24 protein-coding genes and 7 tRNA genes are annotated in these 23873 nt (G+C 58.9%); 7 read left to right on the plus strand and 24 right to left on the minus strand.

All coding sequences use genetic code 11. The features are described 5' to 3' along the window. Nucleotides 1-45: 45 nt before the first annotated feature. Nucleotides 46-900: a hypothetical protein gene (locus EV586_RS13760; protein WP_132945699.1), complete on the minus strand. Its 855-nt coding sequence runs from the start codon at nucleotides 898-900 to the stop codon at nucleotides 46-48. Nucleotides 901-1018: 118 nt separating this feature from the next. Next, nucleotides 1019-2179: a tryptophan synthase subunit beta gene (gene trpB / locus EV586_RS13765; RefSeq protein WP_132945700.1), complete on the minus strand. Its 1161-nt coding sequence runs from the start codon at nucleotides 2177-2179 to the stop codon at nucleotides 1019-1021. A gap of 148 nt (nucleotides 2180-2327) precedes the next feature. On the opposite strand from trpB, the gene EV586_RS13770 reads away from it, so the two are divergent. Then, on the plus strand, nucleotides 2328-2933 hold the full coding sequence (locus tag EV586_RS13770) for a pentapeptide repeat-containing protein (RefSeq protein WP_132945701.1): 606 nt from the start codon (nucleotides 2328-2330) through the stop codon (nucleotides 2931-2933). 132 nt (nucleotides 2934-3065) lie between these two features. Here the strand turns inward: EV586_RS13770 and EV586_RS13775 are convergent, their stop codons facing one another. The 19 genes from EV586_RS13775 to EV586_RS13865 all read right to left on the minus strand — a co-directional run bounded on the left by EV586_RS13775 (nucleotide 3066) and on the right by EV586_RS13865 (nucleotide 14453). Then, a complete protein-coding gene (locus tag EV586_RS13775; RefSeq protein WP_132945702.1) occupies nucleotides 3066-3794 on the minus strand; it encodes a C40 family peptidase in 729 nt (242 codons plus the stop codon). A 251-nt stretch (nucleotides 3795-4045) separates the two neighbouring features. Next, the gene (locus EV586_RS13780) at nucleotides 4046-4240 is read right to left on the minus strand and encodes a hypothetical protein (RefSeq protein ID WP_132945703.1); all 195 of its coding nucleotides are present in this window, start codon (nucleotides 4238-4240) and stop codon (nucleotides 4046-4048) included. Nucleotides 4241-4352: 112 nt separating this feature from the next. Beyond that, nucleotides 4353-4427, minus strand: a tRNA-Val gene (locus EV586_RS13785). 3 nt (nucleotides 4428-4430) lie between these two features. Continuing rightward, nucleotides 4431-4504, minus strand: a tRNA-Cys gene (locus tag EV586_RS13790). Nucleotides 4505-4521: 17 nt separating this feature from the next. Then, nucleotides 4522-4596 (minus strand) — tRNA-Gly (locus tag EV586_RS13795). Nucleotides 4597-4754: 158 nt separating this feature from the next. Beyond that, nucleotides 4755-4830: transfer RNA gene (locus EV586_RS13800), tRNA-Phe, on the minus strand. Nucleotides 4831-4850: 20 nt separating this feature from the next. Then, nucleotides 4851-4927 (minus strand) — tRNA-Asp (locus EV586_RS13805). 8 nt (nucleotides 4928-4935) lie between these two features. Then, nucleotides 4936-5011: transfer RNA gene (locus tag EV586_RS13810), tRNA-Val, on the minus strand. A 70-nt stretch (nucleotides 5012-5081) separates the two neighbouring features. Then, a tRNA-Ala gene (locus EV586_RS13815) sits at nucleotides 5082-5156 on the minus strand. Nucleotides 5157-5276: 120 nt separating this feature from the next. Next, nucleotides 5277-5663, minus strand: a complete 387-nt coding sequence (gene speD / locus EV586_RS13820; RefSeq protein WP_132945704.1) for an adenosylmethionine decarboxylase — start codon at nucleotides 5661-5663, stop codon at nucleotides 5277-5279. Between the two features lie 31 nt (nucleotides 5664-5694). Further along, the gene (locus EV586_RS13825) at nucleotides 5695-6366 is read right to left on the minus strand and encodes an ATP-binding protein (RefSeq protein ID WP_132945705.1); all 672 of its coding nucleotides are present in this window, start codon (nucleotides 6364-6366) and stop codon (nucleotides 5695-5697) included. 10 nt (nucleotides 6367-6376) lie between these two features. Continuing rightward, complete coding sequence (locus EV586_RS13830) at nucleotides 6377-6634, minus strand: hypothetical protein (RefSeq protein WP_132945706.1); 258 nt, start codon at nucleotides 6632-6634, stop codon at nucleotides 6377-6379. Beyond that, nucleotides 6612-8234, minus strand: coding sequence for an AAA family ATPase (locus tag EV586_RS13835; protein ID WP_132945707.1), 1623 nt, complete (start codon nucleotides 8232-8234; stop codon nucleotides 6612-6614). Before EV586_RS13835 ends, EV586_RS13830 begins: the two co-directional genes overlap by 23 nt. Next, nucleotides 8231-9220 (minus strand): metallophosphoesterase family protein, encoded by a 990-nt coding sequence (locus EV586_RS13840; protein WP_132945708.1) that lies wholly within the window; start codon nucleotides 9218-9220, stop codon nucleotides 8231-8233. Before EV586_RS13840 ends, EV586_RS13835 begins: the two co-directional genes overlap by 4 nt. A gap of 142 nt (nucleotides 9221-9362) precedes the next feature. Then, entirely contained in the window at nucleotides 9363-10145 is a 783-nt protein-coding gene (locus EV586_RS13845) for a TIGR00266 family protein (RefSeq protein ID WP_132945709.1), read from the minus strand. A 14-nt stretch (nucleotides 10146-10159) separates the two neighbouring features. Next, nucleotides 10160-10696 carry a GNAT family N-acetyltransferase gene (locus EV586_RS13850; RefSeq protein ID WP_132945710.1) on the minus strand — a complete coding sequence of 179 codons (537 nt, stop codon included), beginning with the start codon at nucleotides 10694-10696 and terminating at the stop codon, nucleotides 10160-10162. A 33-nt stretch (nucleotides 10697-10729) separates the two neighbouring features. Then, the gene (locus EV586_RS13855) at nucleotides 10730-12598 is read right to left on the minus strand and encodes an ATP-binding protein (protein ID WP_132945711.1); all 1869 of its coding nucleotides are present in this window, start codon (nucleotides 12596-12598) and stop codon (nucleotides 10730-10732) included. A 3-nt stretch (nucleotides 12599-12601) separates the two neighbouring features. After that, nucleotides 12602-13663 carry a DNA double-strand break repair nuclease NurA gene (locus EV586_RS13860; RefSeq protein ID WP_132945712.1) on the minus strand — a complete coding sequence of 354 codons (1062 nt, stop codon included), beginning with the start codon at nucleotides 13661-13663 and terminating at the stop codon, nucleotides 12602-12604. 7 nt (nucleotides 13664-13670) lie between these two features. Continuing rightward, entirely contained in the window at nucleotides 13671-14453 is a 783-nt protein-coding gene (locus EV586_RS13865; protein WP_132945713.1) for an enoyl-CoA hydratase/isomerase family protein, read from the minus strand. A gap of 170 nt (nucleotides 14454-14623) precedes the next feature. Here EV586_RS13865 and EV586_RS13870 point away from each other — a divergent pair, with 170 nt between their 5' ends. From EV586_RS13870 to EV586_RS13895, 6 genes are all read left to right on the plus strand, one after another. Continuing rightward, nucleotides 14624-15808, plus strand: a complete 1185-nt coding sequence (locus EV586_RS13870) for an aminotransferase class I/II-fold pyridoxal phosphate-dependent enzyme (RefSeq protein ID WP_132945714.1) — start codon at nucleotides 14624-14626, stop codon at nucleotides 15806-15808. A gap of 22 nt (nucleotides 15809-15830) precedes the next feature. Then, nucleotides 15831-17045 carry an alanyl-tRNA editing protein gene (locus EV586_RS13875; RefSeq protein ID WP_132945715.1) on the plus strand — a complete coding sequence of 405 codons (1215 nt, stop codon included), beginning with the start codon at nucleotides 15831-15833 and terminating at the stop codon, nucleotides 17043-17045. A gap of 184 nt (nucleotides 17046-17229) precedes the next feature. Beyond that, nucleotides 17230-18549 (plus strand): radical SAM/SPASM domain-containing protein, encoded by a 1320-nt coding sequence (locus tag EV586_RS13880; protein ID WP_132945716.1) that lies wholly within the window; start codon nucleotides 17230-17232, stop codon nucleotides 18547-18549. Further along, complete coding sequence (locus EV586_RS13885) at nucleotides 18549-18758, plus strand: hypothetical protein (RefSeq protein WP_132945717.1); 210 nt, start codon at nucleotides 18549-18551, stop codon at nucleotides 18756-18758. The genes EV586_RS13880 and EV586_RS13885 overlap by 1 nt, the downstream gene beginning before the upstream one ends. A gap of 78 nt (nucleotides 18759-18836) precedes the next feature. Next, nucleotides 18837-20303 carry an ABC transporter substrate-binding protein gene (locus EV586_RS13890; RefSeq protein WP_132945718.1) on the plus strand — a complete coding sequence of 489 codons (1467 nt, stop codon included), beginning with the start codon at nucleotides 18837-18839 and terminating at the stop codon, nucleotides 20301-20303. Next, nucleotides 20300-21535 (plus strand): MFS transporter, encoded by a 1236-nt coding sequence (locus EV586_RS13895; RefSeq protein ID WP_132945719.1) that lies wholly within the window; start codon nucleotides 20300-20302, stop codon nucleotides 21533-21535. Before EV586_RS13890 ends, EV586_RS13895 begins: the two co-directional genes overlap by 4 nt. Here EV586_RS13895 and EV586_RS13900 read toward each other — a convergent pair. The 3 genes from EV586_RS13900 to EV586_RS13910 form a co-directional block, all read right to left on the minus strand. Next, nucleotides 21532-21819 (minus strand): Mpo1-like protein, encoded by a 288-nt coding sequence (locus tag EV586_RS13900; RefSeq protein WP_132945720.1) that lies wholly within the window; start codon nucleotides 21817-21819, stop codon nucleotides 21532-21534. The two genes, EV586_RS13895 and EV586_RS13900, sit on opposite strands and share 4 nt — an antisense overlap. A gap of 12 nt (nucleotides 21820-21831) precedes the next feature. Further along, the gene (locus EV586_RS13905; RefSeq protein ID WP_132945721.1) at nucleotides 21832-22575 is read right to left on the minus strand and encodes a hypothetical protein; all 744 of its coding nucleotides are present in this window, start codon (nucleotides 22573-22575) and stop codon (nucleotides 21832-21834) included. Nucleotides 22576-22648: 73 nt separating this feature from the next. Then, nucleotides 22649-23845: an iron-containing alcohol dehydrogenase gene (locus tag EV586_RS13910; protein WP_132945722.1), complete on the minus strand. Its 1197-nt coding sequence runs from the start codon at nucleotides 23843-23845 to the stop codon at nucleotides 22649-22651. Between the last annotated feature and the right edge of the window lie 28 nt (nucleotides 23846-23873).

Here is a 23873-nt window from a genome sequence, read left to right on the forward strand (position 1 = left end):
TCGAAAAGGACAGGCAATCCCTGCCTGTCCTTCCCGAAACGCTTTTTAGTCGATGCGCAGCGAAGTCGGAGCCGGAATTGCCGAGGTTGCCGCTGCCCCTTCGATGCTGCCCGGGAAACCGCCGAATACCTGACCACCGAAGCCCGGACCGCCGTGTCCGTGGTCGCGTCCGCCGCCGAATTTGCCAGTGCTGTTGATCATCTCTTGCAGGTGTTCAGCGGTCAGCTTCGCTTTCATGTCATCCGCCTGCTCCTGTGTGATCTTGCCGTCGGTCACTGCCTGCTCCAAATGCTTTTGCTGCTGGGTCTGCAGGAACTCGATCAACTTGGCTTCGGTGATGCCTTTTCCTTCTGCGATCTGCTTCAGCGTCTTGCCTTCCTGTTGCGCGGTGCGCAGCTCCGTTTCGGTCAGGCCGAGGAACGTTGCCAGCTCCTCGCCACCGCCCGGACCGTGCAGGATGACGTGTCCTTTGCCGCCGGGGCCGATTTTGCCGGTGCTGTTGATCATCTCTTGCAGGCGTTCGGTCGTCATGCCCGCTTTCATCTTATCCGCCTGCGCTTGGGTCAGCTTGCCGTCGGTCACCGCTTGCGCCAACTGTTTTTGCTGCTCGGTCTGCAGGAACTCGATCAGCTTCGCTTCGGTGATGCCTTTGCCTTCTGCGATCTGCTTCAAGGTCTTGCCTTCCTGCTGGGCGGTGCGCAGCTCCGCTTCGGTCACGCCGAGGAAGGTCAGAAGCTCGCCGCCGCCAAACTGGATCTTCATCATTTTCTTGCCGGCTGCCGGCGCTTGCTGCTGTTGCTGCGTGGTCTGGTTGTCGGTCGTGGCTGCCAGCGCGGTGCCGGAACCGGCCAACACGGCCGCGATCCCCAAGGTCATCAAGAATTTCGATTTTCTGCTCATCATATTACACTCACCCTTTCGGTTGTAATTGCTTGCCTGTCTCCCTTACAACCTCAGTATGGAGCAGCATCTTTAGATTTTCTTTAAAAAAAGCCCCTCCGAAGAGGGGCTGGAACATTTATTTTGTCAACATGTGGAACACTTGCTCCACATCTTTATCGCCACGGCCGGAAATGTTGATGATGATGATCTGATCGCGGGACATCTGCGGGGCGAGCTTCATCGCATGCGCGACCGCATGGGAGCTTTCCAAGGCCGGGATGATGCCTTCGGTGCGGGAGAGCGCTTGGAACGCGTCCAGCACTTCGTCGTTGCTGACGGCAACGTACTCGGCGCGGCCCGACTCCTGCAGGTGGGAGTGTTCCGGTCCGATGCCCGGGTAATCCAACCCGGCTGCGATCGAATACGTTTTGCGCGGATTGCCTTCTTCATCGAGCAGGACGAGGCATTTGAAACCGTGGATGACAGCCGGAACGCCTTCTGCCATCGTCGGCGCCTGATCCGGCTCCACGCCGATCAGCCGCACGCCCGGTTCATCGATGTAGTGGGCAAACGCGCCGATCGCGTTCGACCCGCCGCCTGCGCAGGCGATCACCGCGTCGGGCAGCCGGCCTTCTTTTTCGAGAATCTGGCGCTTCGACTCTTCGGAGATCACCGCTTGGAAATGTTTGACCATCGTCGGGAACGGATGCGGGCCAACGGCCGACCCGAGCAGATAAAAGGTGTTCTGGTAATTTTGCACGAGATCGCCGAGCGCTTCGTCGACCGCGTCTTTCAAACGGCCCTGGCCTTTGTCGACAGCGACGACTTTCGCACCGAGCAGTTCCATCCGAAACACGTTCAACGACTGGCGGCGCGTGTCTTCCGCCCCCATGTAGATCGTGCAGTCCATATCGAACATCGCGCAGACGGTCGCCGTGGCCACGCCGTGCTGACCGGCGCCGGTCTCCGCGATGATCCGTTTGGCGCCCATGCGCTTGGCGAGCAGGATCTGCCCCATCACGTTGTTGATCTTGTGCGCGCCGGTGTGATTGAGATCTTCCCGCTTCAAATAGATCTTCGCCCCGCCGAGCTTCTCGGTCAGGTTCTTGGCGAAGGTCAGCGGGTTCTCCCGCCCGACATACTCGCGGAGGTAGTAACGGAATTCTTCATTGAATTCCGGGTCGTCTTTGTATTTGTAAAATTGCTCGCTCAAGTAGTCCATAACTTCCTGCAGTTCCGGCGGCACGTAGCTGCCCCCGAATTGTCCAAACCTGCCTTGCGTGGTCTCTGTGCTCATCTCAACTTCCTCCTCAGAAAATGTAACTCTAACTTTACTGACTTCTCATCTATGGTTAATTATAACAGAGCATTTCAACGCATTCAATCTGGTCTCCTGGAACTGGTATAATCAAGAATAGGTATCAAGATGGAGGAGGTTAAATCTGATGATCGAGTGGAACGGACGGGAGTTTGAAGGTGAGGACCTGCGCGACGAGGATTTTACGGAAGGGGAGCTGCGGGACTGCAAGTTTGTGAATTGCGATTTCCGGCATGCGGAGATGAAAGAGCTGCAGACGCACGGGTGCCAGTTTGTCGGCTGTGATTTCAGCGGGGCGCTGCTGAACAACTCGGTGCATCACAACGCAGCGTTTGTGAACTGCCAGTTCGAGGCGGCCAACCTGTTTGTGACGGAGCTGAAAGGGTGCAAGCTGACCGGGTCGAGTTTTGTGGAGGCGGTATTGACCGGTGTGACGATCGCCGGCGGCGACCTGTCGTTCGTGAACCTGCGTTCGCAGGACCTGAAGGGGCAAAAGCTGCGCGGGGTGCGCTTCGTGGAAGCGGATCTCTACGGCTGCAGCTTGGAAAAAGCCGACTTGCGCGACGCCGACCTGAGCCGCGCCAACCTCGCCCACACCAAGCTGAGCGGCGCAGATTTTCGCGGGGCGGCGATGGACGGCGTGCCGTTTGAAAACATGGACGTGCGCGGCGCGAAACTGGACATGGAGCAAGCGGTGCTGTTTGCCAGAGCGCACGGAGCGAAGGTGGATTGAAGAAAGCATGCAAATAGCCCTGATGTCAGGGCTTTTTTGATTGGCTGCGCTGTCGGTGCACGGCCGCACGGCGCTTCCATGCAAAAAGAGAGCGGTGGTCAACCCCACGCTCTCCGGATCTGACGTATGCGATTAATAATACCGACGCGCCCCGACGAAATGCGGGCCCCAGAACGTGTTGCTCATCGAGTAGACCCAGATGCCTTTGGACGAGGTGGCGGAAATGAATTTGTTATGGCCCATGTAGAAGCCGACGTGCGAGATGTGCTTCCCTTCGAGGGCAAAAAAGACGAGGTCGCCAGGCTGCAATTTCCAGCGGTTGATCGCGCGTCCGTATTTATACAGGCCGGCCGAAGTGGTGCGCGGGACGTTCACGCCGAACTTGCGGAACATGTAATAGACGAAACCGGAGCAGTCGAAGCCTTTGGACGGCGATTCGGCGCCCCAGACGTATTTGACACCGGTGTAATGCGTGGTGTCGGCGATCATCTTGCGCTTGAGGATCGCGTGCGAGATCTCACGCTGGGTAACGGGTCCGACCACGCCGTCCGCATGGATGCTGTAGGCGAGTTGGAAGTTTTTCACCGCCTGTTTGGTGACGGTGCCGTAGTAGCCGGTGATTTTCCAGTGTGTATAATAGCCAAGCGTTTTCAAGTTGGTCTGCAACTGCCGCACCGCCCAACCGGAGTAGCCTTGTTTGAGCAGGCCAGGCGTCAGCGTGGTCGGAAGCAGGACAGCAGACGTTTCGGCTGCGGCCTGCTGTTGAGGCACTTGGTGGTTCGCTTGGGCAGGCAGGCTGGTGCAGATCAGCGAAGCGGCGAGTAAGACGGAGCAGAGCATCCGTTTGGCAAACAATCTCATGTGAAATTCCTCCTTCGGCTCTTGTACCCTATTAAGATCACCAGAAGGGGAAGTTCACATGACTGGAAAAAAGCCCCCGGTAAGTTCCGGGGGCCAGAAGGAAGCGCTCTGTGTTTTTCACAAAACGGCCAGCTTGGCATTGTTGGTGATTTTTCGACGGAACACACCTTCTCACTCTCACATTGCGACCGGCTGGCCTTTCATGAAACATTTCGCTTATGTAGTTAGTCGCAGGCGGGTACCGTTTTGTTTCATTTCTGATCTATTTTTCTTTCGATCGTCTGATCTAATTTTCTTTCGATCGCTTCGAGGCGCTTTTCGATCTCGCCAGTATTGTTGCCCGTTTTGAAGATCTTCACAAGCAGGAAAACGACCCCAATGATGATTCCGGTCAAAAGTAAAAAGCCGATTAGTTGTATCACAAGTGTGCCAACTTGAATTTCCAAATCGTAGCCCTCCTTCCTTTCCTACATGGTAATACGCAGCATGAGGCAAAAAGTTACAGATTAACGAAATCGCAAAAACGCCCGTCATCCGAAGATGACGGGCGTTCTCATATGGTGGAATCGAGAGGAATCGAACCTCCGACCCCCACCGTGTCAAGGTGGTGCTCTCCCTCTGAGCTACGATTCCATATGGAGGTGGCACCCGGATTTGAACCGGGGGTCAAGGATTTGCAGTCCCACGCCTTACCACTTGGCTATGCCACCGTATGGGTTATGAAAAATGGAGCGGAAGACGGGATTCGAACCCGCGACCCTCGCCTTGGCAAGGCGATGCTCTACCCCTGAGCCACTTCCGCACGTACAGGATGTACCGTGTCCAGCGTTGCGACAGGACGTCGCGCTTTTAGCTGGGCTACCTCCGTCCCGCGTTGCGACAGGATGTCGCGTTCTTAGCGGGGCTACCTTCGTCCGGCGTTGCGACAGGACGTCGCGCTTTTAGCTGAACTTCCTTAAATGGTGGCTCGGGACGGAATCGAACCGCCGACACGAGGATTTTCAGTCCTCTGCTCTACCGACTGAGCTACCGAGCCATGTTGTTATTCATTTTAAGTGGCGGAGCTGACGGGATTCGAACCCGCGATCTCCCGCGTGACAGGCGGGCATGTTAGGCCACTACACCACAGCTCCATTGAAGTTGGTGGAGGTTGACGGGATCGAACCGCCGACCCTCTGCTTGTAAGGCAGATGCTCTCCCAGCTGAGCTAAACCTCCAGAATAGATAAAGTAGCAGGAACATCTACTACTTTATCAGTTTCTCGACTGTGCGTCAAGAGACAATCTTTGGTGGAGAATAGGGGACTTGAACCCCTGACCCCTGCGCTGCCAGCGCAGTGCTCTACCACTGAGCTAATTCCCCGCGGCGACAAGACTTATTATATAGCGCTGATAAAACAAAAGCAACAGCCAAATCCAAACAAAAAAGAGAACTCCCGAAGAAGTCCTCCTTTTGCTGGTGATTAGCGCGTTCTTCGTACAGCTAACGCAAGATCTCTACGTTTTGCTTCACATTGTCGAACGAACCGACCCCGCGAGGAATGAAGATCTCCTCCTTGCGGCCGGCGCGCAGGCGCTTGGTGATATAGTCGGTCGCCACCTGCGGGTCGATGCGGTCGCCGCAAGTATAGACATCGACGCTCGCATACCCGTGCTCCGGAAAGGAGTGAATCGTCAGGTGCGATTCGGAGATGACCACGACCCCGCTCACCCCTTGCGGCGTGAACTTGTGGAACACCACTTCCCGAACTTCAGCTCCCGATTCGAGCGCTGCGTTCACCATGATTCGTTCGACTTCTTCCTGGTTGTTCAGAATCTGTCCGTCACATTCCCACAGTTCTGCAATGACGTGTCGTCCCATCGTGTCCATGCGTTCAGCCTCCTTGCGCTGGAGATGCGAGTTACGCTTGTTCTATGCTCTGATAGACTCGTACATAGCTTTTCCCGGAACGCATCTCCACCATGTAGGAAGTATCCCCCGTGTTCGCCAAGTGCTGGTTGTGCGTGACCATGATGATCTGCCGCCCGAACGCGGTGGACAACTGCTTCAAGAACTCCGCCACTTGGCGGGAGTATTCTTCCGACACGTGTTTCGCCGGCTCGTCGAGGATGATCGGCCCGTCAAGTCGCGGGCGGTTGGCATGCAAGAGCGCCGCGCGCAGCGCCAGCGAGATCACGTCAACCACCCCGCCGCCGCGCGCATCCTGCGGGCGCGTCTGCACGGGGATCTCGCCGCCGTATTTGGAGACGACGAGAAACTCCCCTTCCGCCCGTCCCCGCACTTCATCGATCTCCACGCGAAACTCGATGTCCTGATCGCCGAAGATAAACTGCAGCGCGTTGGTGACCATCGTCTCGATCTGCCGCCGCGCCTGTTCGCGGGCGAAGGCGCTCGACTCCTGCAGCAGAATCTTGACCCCTTCCAACTTGACGATCTCCGCGCGCTTCTCCGTCACTTTGTCTTCCACTTGCCGCTTTTTGCGCAGCAGCGCTTCCTGCTCACCCAAGCGGCGGTTGTAATGATCGCGCAGCTTGGCGATCGCGCTGTCGTGCTGAGCTGTATCGATCGTCATCTCCGCTCACCTACGCCTGGCTCTTGATCAGATCCCACGGAATCAGGGATTCCACTTCGTCGGCCAACTGCGCGATCTCTCGCTCCAACTTTTCGATCTCCTGCTCCAAGAGCTCCGGGTCGACCTGTTCGGCGCGGATCTGTTCGAGGATCTCTTCCTGCTGCTTGAGCAGAGCGTCTTTGCGCAGTTCTGCTTTGTAGCGCATGTCTTTCGCTTTGGCGAGACCGTCTTTTAATGTGGACAATTTAGTATCGATGGCTGTGCTCATGGGGGAGTCCTCCTTTAAATTCATCAAGCAGTCGTTCGGTCGTATGTTCATCGATCGGCGCGAAACAGACCGGGCACGACCCGGAGCGCTTCAGCGCCTCGCTGTATTCTGCCAGCTTCTCGGTGATCTCCAGCGCGTTCGCTTTCAGGTACTGGTCCGCTTTGCGCAGCCGGTCGCCGAGGTCGAACAGGTCTTCGTTCATCTTGATCAGCAATTGCTGGCGGCCGGTCAGCATCACCAACTGCTCCAGCGCCCATTCAGCACGCTCCGTTTTGGCCAGCGCGGCGAGCATGTTCTGAAGCGCCTGAAGCTTGTGCGACAGGTCTGCTTTTTTCACGACGAGGTCGCGCAGCTTCTGCGCCTGCAGGCGTTTGTGATCGAGCAGATCGAGCCGCCCGCCGAGCTCTGGCGTGCCCTGGGTCAGCTCCAGCACGCGGTCGATCCTGGCGAGCAACTGCCCGGTATCGGAGCGCTTGGTGCGCAAGAGGTGCAAGTTCATCAGGCGGTGTTTCGACGCTTCCAGCCGGTGCACGCGCTGTTCAGCGTCCGCCAGCCCTTCTGTCCGCTGCAAAACCGCCTCGACACGCCGCCGCAGCTGGTGCAATTGGGCACGCGATTCGCCAAGCTTGCTCAGGCGGTGGAAGCGGGCGAGCAGCGTCTCGCTGGTGCCAAGCTCTTGCTCCGCCTGCCCGAGCCCAGCCGTGCGCTGCAGGACCACATCGGTGCGGGCGATGCCGTCGGCTACCGTGTCGCGCTTATTGCGGGCCTGCTGCAGGCGCAACGCTTTGCTCTGCAAGGTGATGGCGCGCTCCGCCTGCAGCGCTGCAAGGTCGAGGTGTGCGGTCCGCGCCAGCACCTGTTCAGCCTCGCTCAGGTCGCTTTGCACCGCCTGCCGTTTTTTGGCCAGGGCCTGCAGGCGAAGCAGGCGGGCGGAGAGGTCTTTGCGCGCAGTTTGTTTTTCTTCGACGAGCAGCAGGATGTTTTCCAGATAGGGCAGGTCGGAAAATTGCTCCAGCTCCTGCTCGACTTCGGTCAGCTGCTCGCGGAAGCCGCGCTCGTCCGCATTGGCGCGGGTCAGGTCGCGATTGGTGTCGCGGGAGGCGGCGTCGATGATGTGCACGCCGTTCAAGCGCCCGATCGCTTTCGCTTTGATCGAGCCCGGTTCGGACAGCAAAAAAGGCGGTTCGAGCTGCGTCCCGAGATGCAGCGGCGTCTCGTTGTCTTCATCGAGTGCGACTTTGCGCACGCCGGTCAAGTCGCTGACCTCTTTGGGCACCGTGTTGCCGAAGCCTTCGTAGATCTGCTCCTCACCGCTGGCCTGCATGACGATGTAGCGGTTTTTCGACGGGGTGCGCTCGCGGGTGACGCGCGACCCGTCGGCGAGCTCGATCATCACCCGGCATTGGGTGGCGCCGACGCGCATGAAGTCGGAGCCGCGCGGCTCGTTGTAGAGCAGCCAGCGCAGAGCGCGGATCACCGCCGATTTGCCGTTGTCAGAAGCGCCGACGATGACGTTGAGCCCGTCGTCGAACGCCATTTCGGTCAGTTCGTGCGATTGGAAATTCTCGATGCGCAAGTTGCGGATCGTCTTCAGGTTCATGATGCACTCTCCCCGGTCGACAGGCGTTCCTGCGCGGCGGCGATGCGCTTCATCGCCTCTTCGCGCACATCCGGCTGCAAGCCGTCGCGGGACGCGATCTCGTCGATGATCGCGCCGATGTCGATCACTTTGTAGTCGCCTGCCGCTTTGATGCCTTGCACAAAGTCGGCGAGGCGCTGCTGCGTAAATGCCGCCTCTTCATTTTTCGAACGGTCGAGGCACTCGTCGCCGGGCGGGGCGGTGGTGAGCTTGATTTTTTTCAGCACCAGTTCGCCGCTCGTCATGTCGAGCAACAGCACTTGCGGCGTGCGCCCCGCATCGGCGGGATGGTTGGATAGGCGGACGAAGCCGCCCGGGTTGTAGAAGATCTTGCCCTCATGCTTCACTTCCGGCCAGCCCATATGGTTGTGGCCGCACAGCGTGAGGTGAGCTTTCGTGTCGAGGATCTGGTCGAAGCGGGTATGTGCCACGCCTTCAATAAATGCGCGGTCCATCAGCATCCCGTGCACGAGGTGAATCCCAATGTCGGCGTTCACTTCGTCGATCACATAATCAAGCCGCGGATCGCGGCGGTCCAGGTCATAATGGTAGTGCTGGCCGGTCACCTGCACCTTGAACCCGTTTTTCTCAAGGTACAGCGGGTCGCCGGGATGGATTAGCTTGACGATCCCGATGCGGTCCATAAAGCCGAGCATCGTGCGCGGCAAGGTGTCCGGGTTGTGGCCAAACACATCATGGTTGCCGGCGATGCCGTAGATCGGCACGCCCGCCCCTTTCATCAAAGCGATAAAATCGGCGCAGACAGCCAGCGAGGGGCTGGGAATGTCAAAAAAATCGCCGCCGTGCAGGATGGCGTCCACCCCTTCGCGCTCCACGATCGCGTTGACTTCCTGAAACTTATTTTTTAACGTCTCCACAAAATCATCGGTGCGGTTCTGCGGCGAACTCGCCCGGATGTGAGTGTCGGTCAGATACAGCAATTTCACAAGGGTTTGCCCCTCTCTGTTTTGCATTATGTCAACTGAGGATTTCGACGCACAGGACGATCTTCCTGCCTGCGCAGCGCAGAAACTCTTGGCAAAAGAAACAGCGCCTCCGCATCGGGAGGCGCTGTGAGGCGTGGAGCGATTACTTTTCGAACAGGTTGGCCAAGCCGCCGAGCACGCTGCCTTCGTCCTTCTTGGCACCGCCTGCTGCCGCGAACACGCGGGAGGCGAGACGGGAGAACGGCAGCGATTGAATCCACACTTTGCCCGGCCCCTTCAGCGTGGCGAAGAACAAGCCTTCGCCGCCGAACAAAGCTGTTTTCACGCCGCCGACAAACTGGATGTCGTAGTCGACTTCGCGGGTCATCGCGACGAGGCAGCCGGTGTCGATCTTCAGCACTTCGCCGGGGTTCAGGTCGCGCTCATAGATCGTGCCGCCGGCATGGATAAACGCCAAGCCGTCCCCTTCGAGCTTCTGCATGATGAAGCCTTCGCCGCCGAAGAAGCCGGCACCGAGTTTGCGCTGGAAGTCAACGCCGATGGAGACGCCTTTCGCCGCGCAAAGGAAGGCGTCCTTTTGGCAGACCACTTTGCCGCCCAGCCGAGCGAGGTCGACCGGGATGATCTTGCCGGGATACGGGGCGGCGAAGGAGACGTGCCGTTTGCCGTGTCCAACGTTGGTGAAGACGGTCATGAACAAGCTCTCCCCGGTGATCAGACGCTTGCCGGCGCCAAACAGCTTGCCGACCAGACCGCCCATGCCGCCTTTGGAGCCGTCGCCGAAGATCGTCTCCATCTGAATCATGTCTTCCATCATCATCAAGCTGCCCGCTTCGGCGATTACGCTTTCCTGCGGGTCGAGTTCAATCTCGACGAATTGCATGTCATCGCCGTGCAGTTTGTAATCGATCTCATGTGCTGCCATCTGTCCTGCTCCTCCTATGCCTTGCGCGCCTCATATTCGCGGCGCAGCAGGCCCATATAGATGATGTCGTGAAACTTGCCTTCGCGGAACAGTTCCTCACGCATGCGCGCCTCCACGACGAACCCGCACTTTTCATACGAACGAATCGCCGGTTGGTTGAACTCGAAGACGCCGAGCTTGATCTTGTGCACATTGATATAGCGGAAAATAAAGTCGATCAACAGCTCCATCGCCTCCGACCCATACCCTTTGCCCCGCTGTTCCGGCCCGCCGATCATGATGCTCACCCAGCAGTTTCCATGGTTCAAGTCTACACGAAAAATGGTACAGATTCCAAGAAAAGTTCCATCTTCTAACAGTTCGATGCCAAACGTGTAACGGTCTTTTTCCGATCGGACATTCTCGACAAACTTTTCGATGTCAGACTCCATCACCGGATACGGTATCCCCGGCGAATGCATCAGGCGCGAATCAAAATCCTGCTCCAAGCGCAGGATGTGTGCAGTATCTTCGCTTTTCAAAGCGCGCAATTGGATGCGTTGTCCTTTCATGCAGCAGTTCCTCCTCTCCAAAAGGCCTTTCGGTTAGGCCTTACGATAACGCGAACCGAACGGCGTGTTTTCCTGCACGACTTTGCCCTGCTCGCACAGCTCTTCGAGGGCATGGGCGAGCTCGTCATGGCCGAGCGTGCGGCCCGCTTTGCGCGAGACGTCGGTCAGATAGGCGTTCAGGTTGAACGCGTCGATCGGCAGGATCGGCTCGATCGCTGCCCACAGCTTGGCGTCCTGCTCGGCAAACGCTTCTTCGAGCTCTTCGAACGGGTTCTTGAAGTGCGGCGATGTCGTCTTGGAGACGCGGATGCGCACGGCGTTGGTGCGCCCGGTGATCGCCGAGGAAATAAACGCCGTGCCGGACGGCAGGTACGGCAGGCGGTTCGCTTCTTCCGGCGTGATGTCGGTCTCTTCTTTAATCACCGAGATGTCGACCGAGCGCACCGTGCGAAACACCATCTTCGTCGAAAGCTGGGCCGTGATCGTGTCATCGAGCAGGGCCGGCCGCTGGGTGGCGAAGACGAGGAACACGCCGTATTTCCGGCCTTCCTGCGCGATCTCCTTCAGCACGCCTTTTGCCGGTGCGGGCACATCGCCTTTGGGGGCGAAGTTGTGCGCTTCGTCGGTGATGATGATGAACGGCGGGAACTTTTCTTCGACAGGTCTGCCTTTTTGGATCGAATCGCGGTAGTCGCGGCGCTTGCGGTACAGCTTGCGCACCACATAGAAAGCGAACACGTTCAGGAAATACATCGACCCGCGGATGACGACGAGCTGGCGTTTCAGAAATGCCTCTTCGACTTTCTTCGTTCCGGCCGACGTGAAGACGCCCTCCATCTCCAGGCGGTGCATCCGGCGCATGACCGAGCGCAGCGTCCCGGCAAAGCCGCCGACTTTGTCCTTGTAGGTCTTCAGCAGGTTGAACAAAGTCTGCACGCGCTCTTTTTCATCCGGGTTGAGATACTCCATCTCCCCGTGCTGCTTGCGAAGCTCCGCTTCGTTGTCCAGCGCTTCGGCCAGGTTGGACAGGCGCGTCGAATAGGACAGGTAGCTGTCTTTGTTTTTGTGCACCGCTTTGATCGCCGTCTCCATCGCATCGGTGATCGAGCCGGACGACGCGCGCAAGAGCGACACGATGTCATCGCTTTGCAGCTCCGTGAACTCAATTCCGATGTCCACCCCGGCATCGAGCACGACGAAGCGCTTTTTGAACGACTGACGGAACTCTTCCGGCAGTCCCGGGAATTCCTGATCGAACGTCAGCTCAAAGTGCGGGTCGAACACCACCGCCGGCACTTGCTTCATCATGATCTCTTCGAGCAGGACGCGCGTCCCGAACGATTTCCCCGACCCTGAGCCGCCGAAGATCCCGATGTGCGGGTACTGGTCCATCGAGCGGTAATCGAAGACAAAAGGCACCCCGACCTGTTCGCGCACGCCCTGCTCCTTATCGAACAGCGGAGCCACGCCTTGCAGGTCGGCCGGCATGTCGTGCGAGATCTCCGCCGTCCCTTGGATCACGCCAAGCGTCAAGCCTTGCGCCGGGCGGCGCTTGACGAGCAGCGCTTCGACTTCTGAAAAATGCGGCACGCGCACGAGCGCGCCGACGCGAATCGGAATCGCCAGCTCTTCGATCAAGCGGACTTTGGCGAGGTTGATCTCTTCATCTTCAATGTCAAATCCGACTTGGCGCAGTCCGCTCAGCACGCCTGCATCGACGAAATTGGTCTGCTCCGAGGCCAGCGGAATGTAGCGGTTGAACGTCATCGTCTCCACCACTTCCGCTTTTGGATTGCCTTGCCCGCGGTCTTCGATGATCAAAATCTCATTGATCGAAAACTTTCGCGTCCGCGAAGCGACCCATGCTTCCAGCTGCGTTGTTTGCCCGACGATCTGCATCATCCTCTAAAAGTCCCTCCGTTCCCGTTGCGGCCGCAAAAACGACTCGATGATTTCCTGATCCACATTGCTTTTCACGATCATCTCGACCTGCTTTTTGGTCAGCCGCGCCTCAGCATCGACAACATCGAGCCACAAGGGAATCCCCCGCGACTTGCCCGGCGTGATCGTGTACAAAAAGTCGATCACCTCGTCTACCCGGTGCGCCTGTTCGCGCAGGAAGTCGCACGCGCCCGCCTGCGGCTGGTCGGACAGCCGGTTGAAGACGGTGTAAAATTCATTTTTGATCGGACGCTCCAAGCTCGTCTTCAGCCATTCGCCCGTCTCCAGCATGTTGAACAGCACTTCCCGGTCATGGCCGCGGATAAAACCGCGCAACAGCTTTTCATCCACATCATCGAGCCGCGATTTCAAGCGGTAGGAGCCGACCTCTTCGATCACCCCGACAACGATCGTATCTGAGTGCGTCACTTGTTCCTCGAACTGCTCCCACAGCTCGCCGCCTTTGCCTTTCAGGCGGGAGAACCCGCCGTCCATCAGCATCAGATAGGGGCGGAAGTTCTTCAGCGCGTCGATCGCCGCCTGCAGTTCCAACTCGACCATCTTCTGATCGACCAAGATCTGATAGGCCTGCTGCTCCGCGATGTCACGCTCCGCGTTGCGGTCTTCCTGCGGCTCGACGCGCAGCTCTTCGCGCCGCTCGGCGACGAACTGCCGGACGGCCGCATGGTCGGCGGTGCTGAGCGGTGAAAACATCTGCACTTTTTCCACTTTGCGCGTTCCGTCCCGGCCGGGCAGCGTCGATTTGGCCAGCGATTTGAACAGATGGATCGCGTAGGGATAATTGCTGCCGAACTGGTTGACCGACCCGTCGACGCCGACCAGCGGCCGCCCGGCAAACAGCTCGCCGATCTGCTCGTCCGACAAGCGTTTGGCGCGGACGAACTCGCCGACGTTCGTCTCCAGCGCCGCGCGAATCGCCGTCCGGTCGGCCCGCTCTTTGCGCTTTTCATGCAGGGAGCCGTTCAGCCCCTGCAGCTCTTTGGCCAGCGTGAACAACCCGCTCATCTCCCGGTCACTCCTTCCGCCCTTTGCGGTTCAAAAATGCCTCGACCGCCTGCTCATGCTGGGGCGACCCCCACAGCGCAGCCACGAGACGGCTTTCCCGCTCCATCGCCTCTGCGAGCGGCAGCGTTTCACCTTCGTTCATCAGTTGGAGCAGGCTCTGCACCGCTTGCGGCGCGTTTGCCGTCATCGTACCGGCAAACTCTTTGGCCGCTTCCAGCACATCGGCAGCCGGCACGACGCGATCGAACAGGCCGATCCGCTCTGCCGCCTGCGCGTCGAGCACGTCGCCGCTCAAGATCATCCGCAGCGCCTGCTGTCGTCCGACGATGCGGGCGAGCAGCGCGCCACCGCCCCAGCCGGGCGAGATGCCGAGCTTGACCTGGATGAAGCCGATCGTCGCCGTCTCCGCTGCCACACGGAAATGGCAAGCGGACGCCACCTCCCCGCCGCCGCCACGGGCCGCGCCATTGACCGCTGCGATCACCGGCTTCGGAAAGCGGACCAGCGTCTCCAGCACCCGGCGCATCTGCGACATCTTGGCGTACACCTCAGCTTCCGTCTTCAGTTCCGCGTGAAATTCTTTCAGGTCGCCGCCCGACACAAACACGCGATTCCCCGCTCCGGTCAAAATCACCGCCCGCACGTCCGGGTCCTGCTTCGCCTGTGCAAGCCCCGCCGCCAAGCTTTCCATCGCCGCCGTGTTCACCGCATTGCCCGCCTCCGGGCGGTCGAGCGTCAGGACGGCCAGCCGGCGTTCTCTATCAATCTCAAAACGAACTCCATCGTTCATTGCCCTTGTACTCCTTTATGTTAAAATAAAGACGGTTCTCATTCTGTGGGATGATGTGATCGACTACTAGAAAAACTACTGCTTGTTGTCTTTATCTTTCTCTCATCCTACCATAAAATGAAACGTGTCATGTATCGTGTGTCGAAACATTGTGAGCAGGGGGAATCATCATGATCCGAGCAAAGAAACTGGAGTATCTGACATCCTCCATCTTTACAGAGATGGCCAATCATAAACACCGTCTGATGGCGCAAGGCCGCGACATCATCGACCTTGGGATCGGTTCGCCGGACTTGCCGCCGCCCAAGCATGTCATGGAGGCGTTGCAAGAATCGGTGATGCAGGGCAACGTCTACGGGTATGCGCACCAGCAAGGCTTCCCGACGCTGCGTCAGGCGTTTGTCGAATGGTTCGCCAAGCGCTTTAACGGGATCGAACTCGACCCGATGAAGGAAGTGCTCACCCTGATGGGCTCGCAGGACGGCCTGGCGCATCTGCCTTTGGCCTTGCTCGATCCGGGCGATGTGGCGCTCGTGCCCGACCCGTCCTATCCGGTGTTCGCTTCCGGCATCCATTTGGCGTCTGCCGAAGTGGCGCCGATGCCGCTCTTGCCGGAAAACGGCTTCCTGCCCGATTTCTCCGCCCTCGACCCGGATGTGGTCAAGCGCGCGAAGATGATGATCTTGAACTATCCGGGCAACCCGGTGCCTGCCGTCGCCGATGCAGCGTTTTACCAAAAAGCGCTCGACTTCTGCCGCGAGAACGAGATCGTGCTCGTCCACGACCTCGCCTATTCCGAACTGACCTTTGACGACTACCGCCCGATGTCGATCCTCGAAATCCCGGGTGCGAAAGACGTCGCCGTCGAGTTCCACTCGCTCTCCAAGAGCTACTCGATGGCCGGCACCCGCATCGGCTTCATCGCCGGCAACGCCGAAGCGGTGGAAGCGCTGGCCCGCCTGAAGTCGAACATCGACTACGGCGTGTTTGGCTCTGTCCAGCATGCGGCGACGGCTGCGCTGAGCGGCGATCAGTCCTACACCCGCGAAATGTCGGCCGTCTACCAGGAGCGCCGCGACATCCTGATCGACGGGCTGTCGGCGCTGGGCTGGCAGATCGACAAGCCGAAAGCGACGATGTTCATCTGGGCCAAGCTCCCGTTTGACATGCCGTCCAAAGAGTTCGCCCTGCGTTTGGTGGAACAAGCGGGCGTCGTCGTCATCCCGGGCGAAGCGTTTGGCCAATACGGCCACGGCTATGTCCGCATCGCGATGGTGCAGCCGGCCGAACGCCTGCGCGAAACGGTGCGCCGGATTGCAGAATCTGGTATTCTGAATACGAAACCGATTGCCTGATTCGCAAAAAGGGAGGCCCGTCATGTCTCGCAAGCTGTATTATGAAGACGCCTATGTCAAAACATTCACCGCCGCCGTCCTCGAACGCGGCGTCGAAGCGAACGGCACACCGTACGTCGTGCTCGACCAGACCGCCTTTTATCCGGTCGGCGGCGGACAACCGTGCGACCTCGGCACGATCGACGGCGTGCAGGTGGTCGACGTGGAAGAAGTGAACGACCGCATCCTGCATCGTCTCGCCGCGCCGCTTCCGGAAGGCGGGGAGCTCGTGTCCTGCGAACTGGACTGGGTGCGCCGCAATGACCTGATGCAGCAGCACACCGGCCAGCACATCCTCTCCGCCGCTTTCGAAGAGCTGTTCGGAGCGGAGACGGTCGGCTTCCACCTCGGCCGCGAAGTGACGACGATCGACCTGACTGTCGCCGAGCTGACGCAAGAGATGGTCGAGCAGGCCGAAGCGATGGCCAACACGATCGTCTTTGAGAACCGCCAGATCGAAGCGCGCTTCGTCACGGCGGAGGAACTGGCGGAGCTGCCGCTGCGCAAGCCGCCGACGGTGACCGAAAACGTGCGCATCGTCTCCGTGCAAGACTTTGATTATTCACCCTGCGGCGGCACGCACTTCTCCCAGACCGGCGAGATCGGCCCGATCAAAGCGCTGTCCTGGAGCAAATACAAAGGCAACACCCGCCTTGAACTGGTCGCCGGCTGGCGCACGCTGCAGGCGATGACCGGCAAGCAACTGGTCCTGCGCAACTTGTCCCGCGTGCTCACCTCTTCCGAAGCGGACCTGCCCGCCAACGTCGAGCGCCTGCTGACCGAGAAGAAAGAGCTGGACAAGCAACTGCAGGAAGCCAAAGATAAGCTGATCGCCACCGAAGCGCAGGAGGCACTGCAAACGGCGGTCGCTCACGACACCTTGAAGATTGCAGGTCTCGTCTTGGAGAACCGCACAATCCCGGAGCTGCAAAAGCTCGGCCAGCACATCGCTTCGCTCGACCCGGACGCGGTGGCGCTGCTCGTCACGTCCGGCGAGAAGACGCAGCTCGTCTTCGCCCGCGGCGCGCAAGTACCGGTCAAGATGAACGAGCTGCTCAAAGAGACGCTGCCCCTGATCGAAGGTAAAGGCGGCGGCAACCCGGACACTGCGCAAGGCGGCGGTGTGGCGAACGTGCCGACCGCAGATGTGCTGCAACATGCGCTGGAACTGCTCAAATCCAAACTTACCCTCGTGTAAAATGTTGCGCTTAACCATGAACCCGATTGCTTTCAAGCATCGGGTTTTTTGTTTTTCTTGATTTACTTAGGTCATATCTAAACAAAACCTCACATAAGTTAGGCAATGTAAAACAGAAAATATCTTTAATATTACGAATTCCTACTAACCAACACATACATTCATTCAAGGAAGGGGCACCTACATGAGCAATTCCGAACTCTACAAACCCTCCCGTTTTAATTTCAAAACGCGAAATTCGAACGGCGACCTGGTGCTGTACAACTCGTTCACGGGAGCGGTCGGGCTGGTGGCGCCGGAGCATGAAGCGCTGGTCGAAGCAGCACTAAAACCGGCCACCCGCATCGACAGCCTTCACGGCGTGCTGAATGACCTCAGCGAAGCGGGCATGCTGGTGCCGGCCGCAGAAGATGAGTTCGCCAAAGCGGCGGAGTTCCATCACGACGTGTTTCATCAAGAAGAACGCCTGCATCTGATCATCATGCCAACCGAAGAATGCAATTTCCGCTGCGTCTACTGCTACGAAGATTTTAAAGTCAAAGAAATGCCGCAAGCGGTCCGCTCCGGCATCAAGAACCTCGTCGCCGCCCGGGCGCCGAAACTGACCCATCTGAACATCTCCTGGTTCGGCGGCGAACCGACCGAAGCTCCCGATGTTATCCTCGAACTGTCCCGGCATTTTCTCGAGCTGTGCGAGCAGTACGGGATCATCTATGAGACGTCGATGACCACCAACGGCTACAATCTGCAGCCTGACTTCGTGAAAACGCTGATCAAAGAGTGCAAGATCGACTACTTCAACATCACATTGGACGGCGTCAAAGAAGACCACGACCAGCGACGGATCAAAAAAGGCGGCGGCGACACGTTCGAGACGATCATCTCCAACCTGCGCCACATGAAAGAGACCGACTACCAGTTCCACTGCCAGTTGCGCACCAACTTTGACAAGCACAGCCGCGAGGAAGTGCCAAAGCTGATGCACTATCTGCTCGCCGAGTTCGAAGGCGACCCGCGCTTCCCGGTCTACTACCGCACGATCGGCAAATGGGGCGGCCCCAACGACGACCAGTTGGATGTTTGCGATGGCAGCCAGGGACTGAAAGAGATGTTCGCCTTGCACAAGCAGGCTCGCGAGCTCGGCCTGCCGCTCGCCGTGCTCGATGAAAACATCGGGCCATCGAGCAGCGTCTGCTACGCGGCTCTGCCGCACTCCTTCGTCGTCGGCGCGGACGGCACGATCTACAAATGCACCGTCGCGCTCGACAAGGAGTACAACAAAGTCGGGCAGCTCGACGAACACGGCAACCTCAACCTGATCGAAGAGAGGTTCAACCTCTGGGTCTCGTCGAACGAAACGATCGACACCGGCTGCCAGCGCTGCTTTTTCCGGCCGTCCTGCCAAGGGGCTGCTTGTCCCTACGAGCGGATCGAAGAAGGCATCCAGCCCTGCCCGCCCAGCAAAACGCAGCTCAAGCAGGTGCTGGACGTGATGACGACCTGATGCCGCCCGTAGATTCTGTGAAGGAGGTGAGACAGGATGAAACTCGTGAAAAAAGCGATGAAGCGCCGCGAAGCGGTGGCGAACACCAACTGCAACTGCTAACACGCGCTAAGGTGCGTATTACGAACAAGGAGGTGATTCGGGTGAAATTGGTGAAAAAAGCTATCAAGCGCCGCGAAGCGGTCGCGAACACCAACTGCAACTGCTAACCACACATACCCCTTTTTGTGAAGAAAAACGCCTGCGGGCGTTTTTCTTCCTACATACTGAACCAGAGGTGATCTGCCATGCAGAAGCGCTCCGGCGGCACACTGCGCTTTGCGCTCGACAACGAACCGGTCATGCTCGACCCGGGCGGCATGATGACGCTGTCCGATTTTCATGTGGTCTTTGCGATGTACGACACGCTGTTTGCGATCGACGAACAACTGATCGTGCAGCCCAATCTCGCCGTCTCCTGGGAGTATCTGACCGACACCTGCCTGCACGTCCGGCTGCGACAAGGCGTGACCTTCCATGACGGCACTCCGCTGACCGCCGAACAGGTGGTCTGGAGTCTCCGTCATCTGCAACAGGAGAGCTCCGAATACCGCTCCCAACTGGCGATCCTTGAGCGGGTCGAAACGCTCGACGCCCATACCCTGCGCTTTCATCTTCACGCCCCGTATACGCCGCTTCTGTCCCAGCTGGCCGGCGGGGCCGGTCTGGTGCTGTCGCCGGAGCTGACCGAAGTCGAGACGGCAGACGGAATCAACTTGACGGTGCACCAAGGTACCGGCCCGTTCCGGTTGCTGAGAAAGACGAGCGAAGCGGTGGAACTGGTCAGATATGACCGCTACTGGGACCGTGATGAGGACGGAACTCCGCTTCCCTATGCCGACGCGCTGATCATGCCCTGGCTTGCGACCGGCACGGACATGTTACAGATGCTGGAGGCGGGACACCTGTCGTTCATCAACGAGATCCCGTATGCAAAAGTACCTTCCCTGCACAGCCGGGAGGACATTCGCTTTCTTGGCATCCCTTCGCACGGGTTCAACTGCGCGCGGCTCAACGTGAACCGTCCGCCTTTTGACCAGACCGCCCTGCGCCAGGCAGTCGCTTGGGCGGTCGATCGCGAAGAGATGCTCGCCTCGGTCAACCTCGGCGTCGGGCTCGTCTCTCATGGACCGATCCCCCCGGCTTCCTGGGCACACGACGAATCGTTCCTCCCATATCGTCCCGACCCGGAGCGGATCAGAGAACTGCTGACGGAGGGCGGCTGCCCGGACGGCTTTTCCTTTACGATTCAGATTCCCGCCGCTCAGATGCTGAAGATGATCAACCACATGGGCGATCAACTGCGCCGTTATGGCATCGACATGACAGCCGAAGTGGTCGAGTTCCCGCAGATGCTGGAGAACCTCACCTCCGGCAATTTTCAAGCGATCTTCCTTGGGGTGGCGGGCGGCACCGACCCTGACGACATCCTGTACACCAACTTCCACAGCAATGGCAGTTCCAACTATCTGGGCTACTCCAACCCGCAGGTCGACCGCCTGCTGGAACAGTCTCGCCGCGAGACGGAGCACGGCGTCCGCTCCCGGCTGTACCGGGAAGCGCAGCGCCTGATCGTGGAAGACAGTCCCTGCATCTTCACCCGCAGCGGCCTGTCGATGATCTGCAAGCGCAGCGACGTGCACGAGATCACGCCGCATCCGGACATGGCGATTCGCTGGAAGCGCATCTGGATCGAAGAAGGAGTGCGGGCATGAGCTATCAAGCGGTCTTGCGCAACAAAAACTTTCGCAACGTCCTGCTCGCCCAACTGCTCTCGAAAATCGGAGACATGGTGACCGGCGTCGCCTTGCCGCTGCTGATCTTTTCCCGTACCGGCTCGGTCGCTTCGATGGCGTTTATGATGCTCACCTATTGGCTGCCCAACCTGATCCTCGCCCCGTTCTTCGGCATCGTGGTCGACCGGGTGAACCGCAAGAAACTGATGCTTGGCATGGACATCGCCCGCGCCTTGCTGATCGGACTGATCCCATTCGTTCCGCTCTACGGGATATATTTGATTTGCTTCCTGACCGCCTGCGCGTCAGAAATATTTGATCTCGCCAAATTCGGTTCCACCAAGCAGCTCGTCAAGCAGGAAGAGCTGGTCGAAGCGAATTCGCTGGTGCAGGGGCTCGACCATTTGATCGGTATCGCCGGCCCGGCTCTGGCCGGGATACTGATCGCCGCCACCAATCTCGTCCTTCCTTTTTACGTCGATGTCGCGACCTTCTCGCTGTCCGCCTTGCTCATGTGCTTCGTGGCGATCCCGGACGTGGAGCGGAAGCCGCAGCAGGAAGGCTGGCTGGAAAAAAGCCGGCTCGATTTCAAAGAAGGCCTCTCGTTTGTCAAAACGAGCGCCCCGCTCTTGTTTTCAATGACGCTGTTCCTGCTGGTGATGATGTTCGCGATGCCGATGAACGTGCTGTTTTATCCGCTGTTCCAAGGCGAGCTCGGCGCCGTCTCCTGGCAGATCGGCCTGATCCTCTCCCTGTTCAGCGTTTCGTCACTCCTCGGCACCATCGTGTCACCGAAGCTGAACCGCCGCTTCAACCGCATCCATCTGATCCTGCTTGGTCTGTTCTGCATGGGATTTTTCTCCGCGCTGCTCGCCTTGTCGCAAAACGTCTACCTCGCGCTCGCCTTTTATGCGCTCGGCGCTTTTTTCAACGGCTTTGTCAATCCGCTCAATGCGACTCTGCGCCAGGAAAACATTCCGCACAACTTGATGGGGCGCGTGACCGGCATGTATTTTTCAGCGGTCAACTCGCTGTCCCTTGTCTCCATGCTGCTGATCGGGCTGTTTGGCGATCTGCTCGCCGTGCGCGACCTGTATCTCGCTGCCGGCATCGGCTATGCGGTCGTCGGGCTGCTCGGCTTCTTCTCCCCGTGGTACGCGAAGACAAAAGGGATGTACGAAACAGAAAAAACCGCCCTTGAGCAAGTCTAAGGGCGGTTTTTTCCATAGCAGAACATGCGCTTGATGATCCATAAGGGACCGACGAGCAGGAAAATCGGATTTTTTAAAAATGAGGGCGGATTGCCTTCGAAATAATGACCGACAAACTGGAAGATCCATCCGAGGATGAACAAAGCCAGCGCCCATTTCCAGTCCCAGAACACGAGCGGCAGCGACACGACGATCATCGGAATGCCGATCGCATGCGTCAGTTTATTCATCGGATGCTGATGATCGCGGTTGTACCGCTCCATAAACGACAGCTTCTCTTCCATCTGCTCCCCTCCTTACTTCATACTATTCTGATAAAAGGCTAGCGACTCCTGCAACACCGCTTTGGCGATCCCCGTGCGCGCGTGAATCCGTTCTACCCACGCTTCGATCGTCGACAGCTTCTCCTCCGGATACAGCCCCTCGCTGGTGCTGAGAAAACTTTCCCAATCGCCAAACTCCCAGTGTGCCGTCTCGCTCCCGTGCGGCACTCGCAATTCGACCAGCGCCAAGCGGTAATCCTGCTGGCACGCTTCCGCCGCCGCCAGCAACTCCGGCTCGGCGATCTTCGTCAGGTCATATTCCTGTCGGCTCTGCTTGCCGTTCGGGCGAAAATAGCGTACGAGACAGCGATCCCCTTCCACCGCCACCTGCACCTCAGCCGCGGGGAAAAAGCCGGCCAGCCGCTCGCCGCTAAACTCCGAACGCTTGGGATCGAGCAGGATCGGCTGCAGCCAGAGGTCGCCAAGATCGCACAGATAGCGCGAACCTTGCTCATCTTCCGCCACCACCGCGACATGCGCTTCGCCGGTGCCAAGGTCATGACCGACCGCATACGCGGTGATCCCCGCCGCCCGGAACTCCTCCAACAGCCAGATCGCCAAATCGAAACAGTTTCCTGATGTCCCATACTGCTCGCGGTGCGCCTTCATCTCAGCCACCGTACGCTGGCCGCCCCGATGCCAAGCTTTGGTCAGCGTCTCCATCGGGAACGGGTCAAACTTCTGCCACACCGCGAGTATCTCTGCGCTTGCCTGCATCTGCTCCTCCTCCTGAAAAGCCGCCCTCGGAGAGGACGGCTTGCCGCTGCATCATGCGATGCCGATTCGAAACTTAATAGCTTTCTTCGTAGATCGCCAGCACTTCTTGTACGTCCAAGTGACGCGTCGCCGGGATGTGTCCCATGCCGCGGCCGCCAACGCGAACCGCTTCCTCAGCCATCTCGGCGAGCGATTCACGGGAGATGCCGAGGTCGCTCAGCTTCAAGTGGACGTTCATCGATTTGAACCACTCGACCACCGCCGCGATCGTCCGCTCGGCCGCCAACTGATCATCCTGCTCGGTGACGCCAAAACAGTTGCGCCCCATCCGTGCCAGACGGTGCGGACGGTCTTCCGCCACGCGCTTGAAGTAGGCCGGGGCGAGGATCGCCAAGCCTCGTCCGTGCGAGATGTCGTAATACGCCGACAACGTGTGCTCGATCTGGTGCACCGGGAACGAGCCGCCGCGCCCGGCGCCGGTCAGACCGATCAGCGCCAAGGTTGAGGCCCACATCAGCGCGGCGCGCGCTTCGTAGTGGGTCGGCTCCTGCACTGCGATCGGGCCGTTTTCGACGGCGGCGCGGATCAGGCCTTCGGTCAGGTGATCCTGCACGAGCGCATCTTCTTCGCCGGTCAGATACGCTTCATAGAGATGTGTGAACATATCGACCGCGCCGTCCGCCGTGTATTCCGGCGAGACGGTGAAGGTCAGCTCCGGGTCGATGATCGTCACTTTCGGGAACAGAGCCGGGCCGCTGATGCCGCCCTTTTCCTTCGTTGCTTCATTCGTCAGCACCCCGCCGTTGTTCGCTTCCGACCCGGTGGCTGCCAGGGTCGGGATCGTCATCACCGGCAAAGCTTCCTGCACCGGCAGGAGTTCCCGCCAGCGGCCTGTTTTGTTGCCTGTTATGTATTCATGGCTCGGATGACCGCTCAGCGCCACCGCTGCGATCGCTTTGGCAGCGTCCATCGGGGAACCGCCGCCAAGCCCGATGATCAGTTCGCACCCTTCTTCGCGGGCAATGCGGCCGCCTTCATCGACGGTGTGCGTGCGCGGGTTCGGCTCGATCTTGTCAAAGACCACCACTTCCACGCCGGCGCTCTCCAGCGAATCGACCACTCTCTGCAGCACGCCCGTCTTGCGGGTCGCAGTGCGGCCGGTCACCAGCAGCACTTTTCCGGCCAGTTTGGCTGCTTCCGCTCCAGCTTTCTCCACTTCACCGCGCCCAAAGATAATGCGCGTCGGCATACTCAACTGAAAGTTCAGCATCACTCATCGCCTCCTGTTTTTAGTATAG

The organism is Tumebacillus sp. BK434 (assembly GCF_004340785.1).
GTDB lineage: Bacteria > Bacillota > Bacilli > Tumebacillales > Tumebacillaceae > Tumebacillus_A.

What these genes read in the sequence shown, in the direction of transcription:
- EV586_RS13760 (WP_132945699.1), bottom strand. Translation starts at nt 900, where the DNA reads ATGAGCAGAAAATCGAAATTCTTGATGACCTTGGGGATCGCGGCCGTG.
- trpB (WP_132945700.1), bottom strand. Translation starts at nt 2,179, where the DNA reads ATGAGCACAGAGACCACGCAAGGCAGGTTTGGACAATTCGGGGGCAGC.
- EV586_RS13770 (WP_132945701.1), top strand. Translation starts at nt 2,328, where the DNA reads ATGATCGAGTGGAACGGACGGGAGTTTGAAGGTGAGGACCTGCGCGAC.
- EV586_RS13775 (WP_132945702.1), bottom strand. Translation starts at nt 3,794, where the DNA reads ATGAGATTGTTTGCCAAACGGATGCTCTGCTCCGTCTTACTCGCCGCT.
- speD (WP_132945704.1), bottom strand. Translation starts at nt 5,663, where the DNA reads ATGGACACGATGGGACGACACGTCATTGCAGAACTGTGGGAATGTGAC.
- EV586_RS13825 (WP_132945705.1), bottom strand. Translation starts at nt 6,366, where the DNA reads ATGACGATCGATACAGCTCAGCACGACAGCGCGATCGCCAAGCTGCGC.
- EV586_RS13830 (WP_132945706.1), bottom strand. Translation starts at nt 6,634, where the DNA reads ATGAGCACAGCCATCGATACTAAATTGTCCACATTAAAAGACGGTCTC.
- EV586_RS13835 (WP_132945707.1), bottom strand. Translation starts at nt 8,234, where the DNA reads ATGAACCTGAAGACGATCCGCAACTTGCGCATCGAGAATTTCCAATCG.
- EV586_RS13845 (WP_132945709.1), bottom strand. Translation starts at nt 10,145, where the DNA reads ATGGCAGCACATGAGATCGATTACAAACTGCACGGCGATGACATGCAA.
- EV586_RS13850 (WP_132945710.1), bottom strand. Translation starts at nt 10,696, where the DNA reads ATGAAAGGACAACGCATCCAATTGCGCGCTTTGAAAAGCGAAGATACT.
- EV586_RS13855 (WP_132945711.1), bottom strand. Translation starts at nt 12,598, where the DNA reads ATGATGCAGATCGTCGGGCAAACAACGCAGCTGGAAGCATGGGTCGCT.
- EV586_RS13860 (WP_132945712.1), bottom strand. Translation starts at nt 13,663, where the DNA reads ATGAGCGGGTTGTTCACGCTGGCCAAAGAGCTGCAGGGGCTGAACGGC.
- EV586_RS13865 (WP_132945713.1), bottom strand. Translation starts at nt 14,453, where the DNA reads ATGAACGATGGAGTTCGTTTTGAGATTGATAGAGAACGCCGGCTGGCC.
- EV586_RS13870 (WP_132945714.1), top strand. Translation starts at nt 14,624, where the DNA reads ATGATCCGAGCAAAGAAACTGGAGTATCTGACATCCTCCATCTTTACA.
- EV586_RS13875 (WP_132945715.1), top strand. Translation starts at nt 15,831, where the DNA reads ATGTCTCGCAAGCTGTATTATGAAGACGCCTATGTCAAAACATTCACC.
- EV586_RS13880 (WP_132945716.1), top strand. Translation starts at nt 17,230, where the DNA reads ATGAGCAATTCCGAACTCTACAAACCCTCCCGTTTTAATTTCAAAACG.
- EV586_RS13885 (WP_132945717.1), top strand. Translation starts at nt 18,549, where the DNA reads ATGCCGCCCGTAGATTCTGTGAAGGAGGTGAGACAGGATGAAACTCGT.
- EV586_RS13890 (WP_132945718.1), top strand. Translation starts at nt 18,837, where the DNA reads ATGCAGAAGCGCTCCGGCGGCACACTGCGCTTTGCGCTCGACAACGAA.
- EV586_RS13895 (WP_132945719.1), top strand. Translation starts at nt 20,300, where the DNA reads ATGAGCTATCAAGCGGTCTTGCGCAACAAAAACTTTCGCAACGTCCTG.
- EV586_RS13900 (WP_132945720.1), bottom strand. Translation starts at nt 21,819, where the DNA reads ATGGAAGAGAAGCTGTCGTTTATGGAGCGGTACAACCGCGATCATCAG.
- EV586_RS13905 (WP_132945721.1), bottom strand. Translation starts at nt 22,575, where the DNA reads ATGCAGGCAAGCGCAGAGATACTCGCGGTGTGGCAGAAGTTTGACCCG.
- EV586_RS13910 (WP_132945722.1), bottom strand. Translation starts at nt 23,845, where the DNA reads ATGCTGAACTTTCAGTTGAGTATGCCGACGCGCATTATCTTTGGGCGC.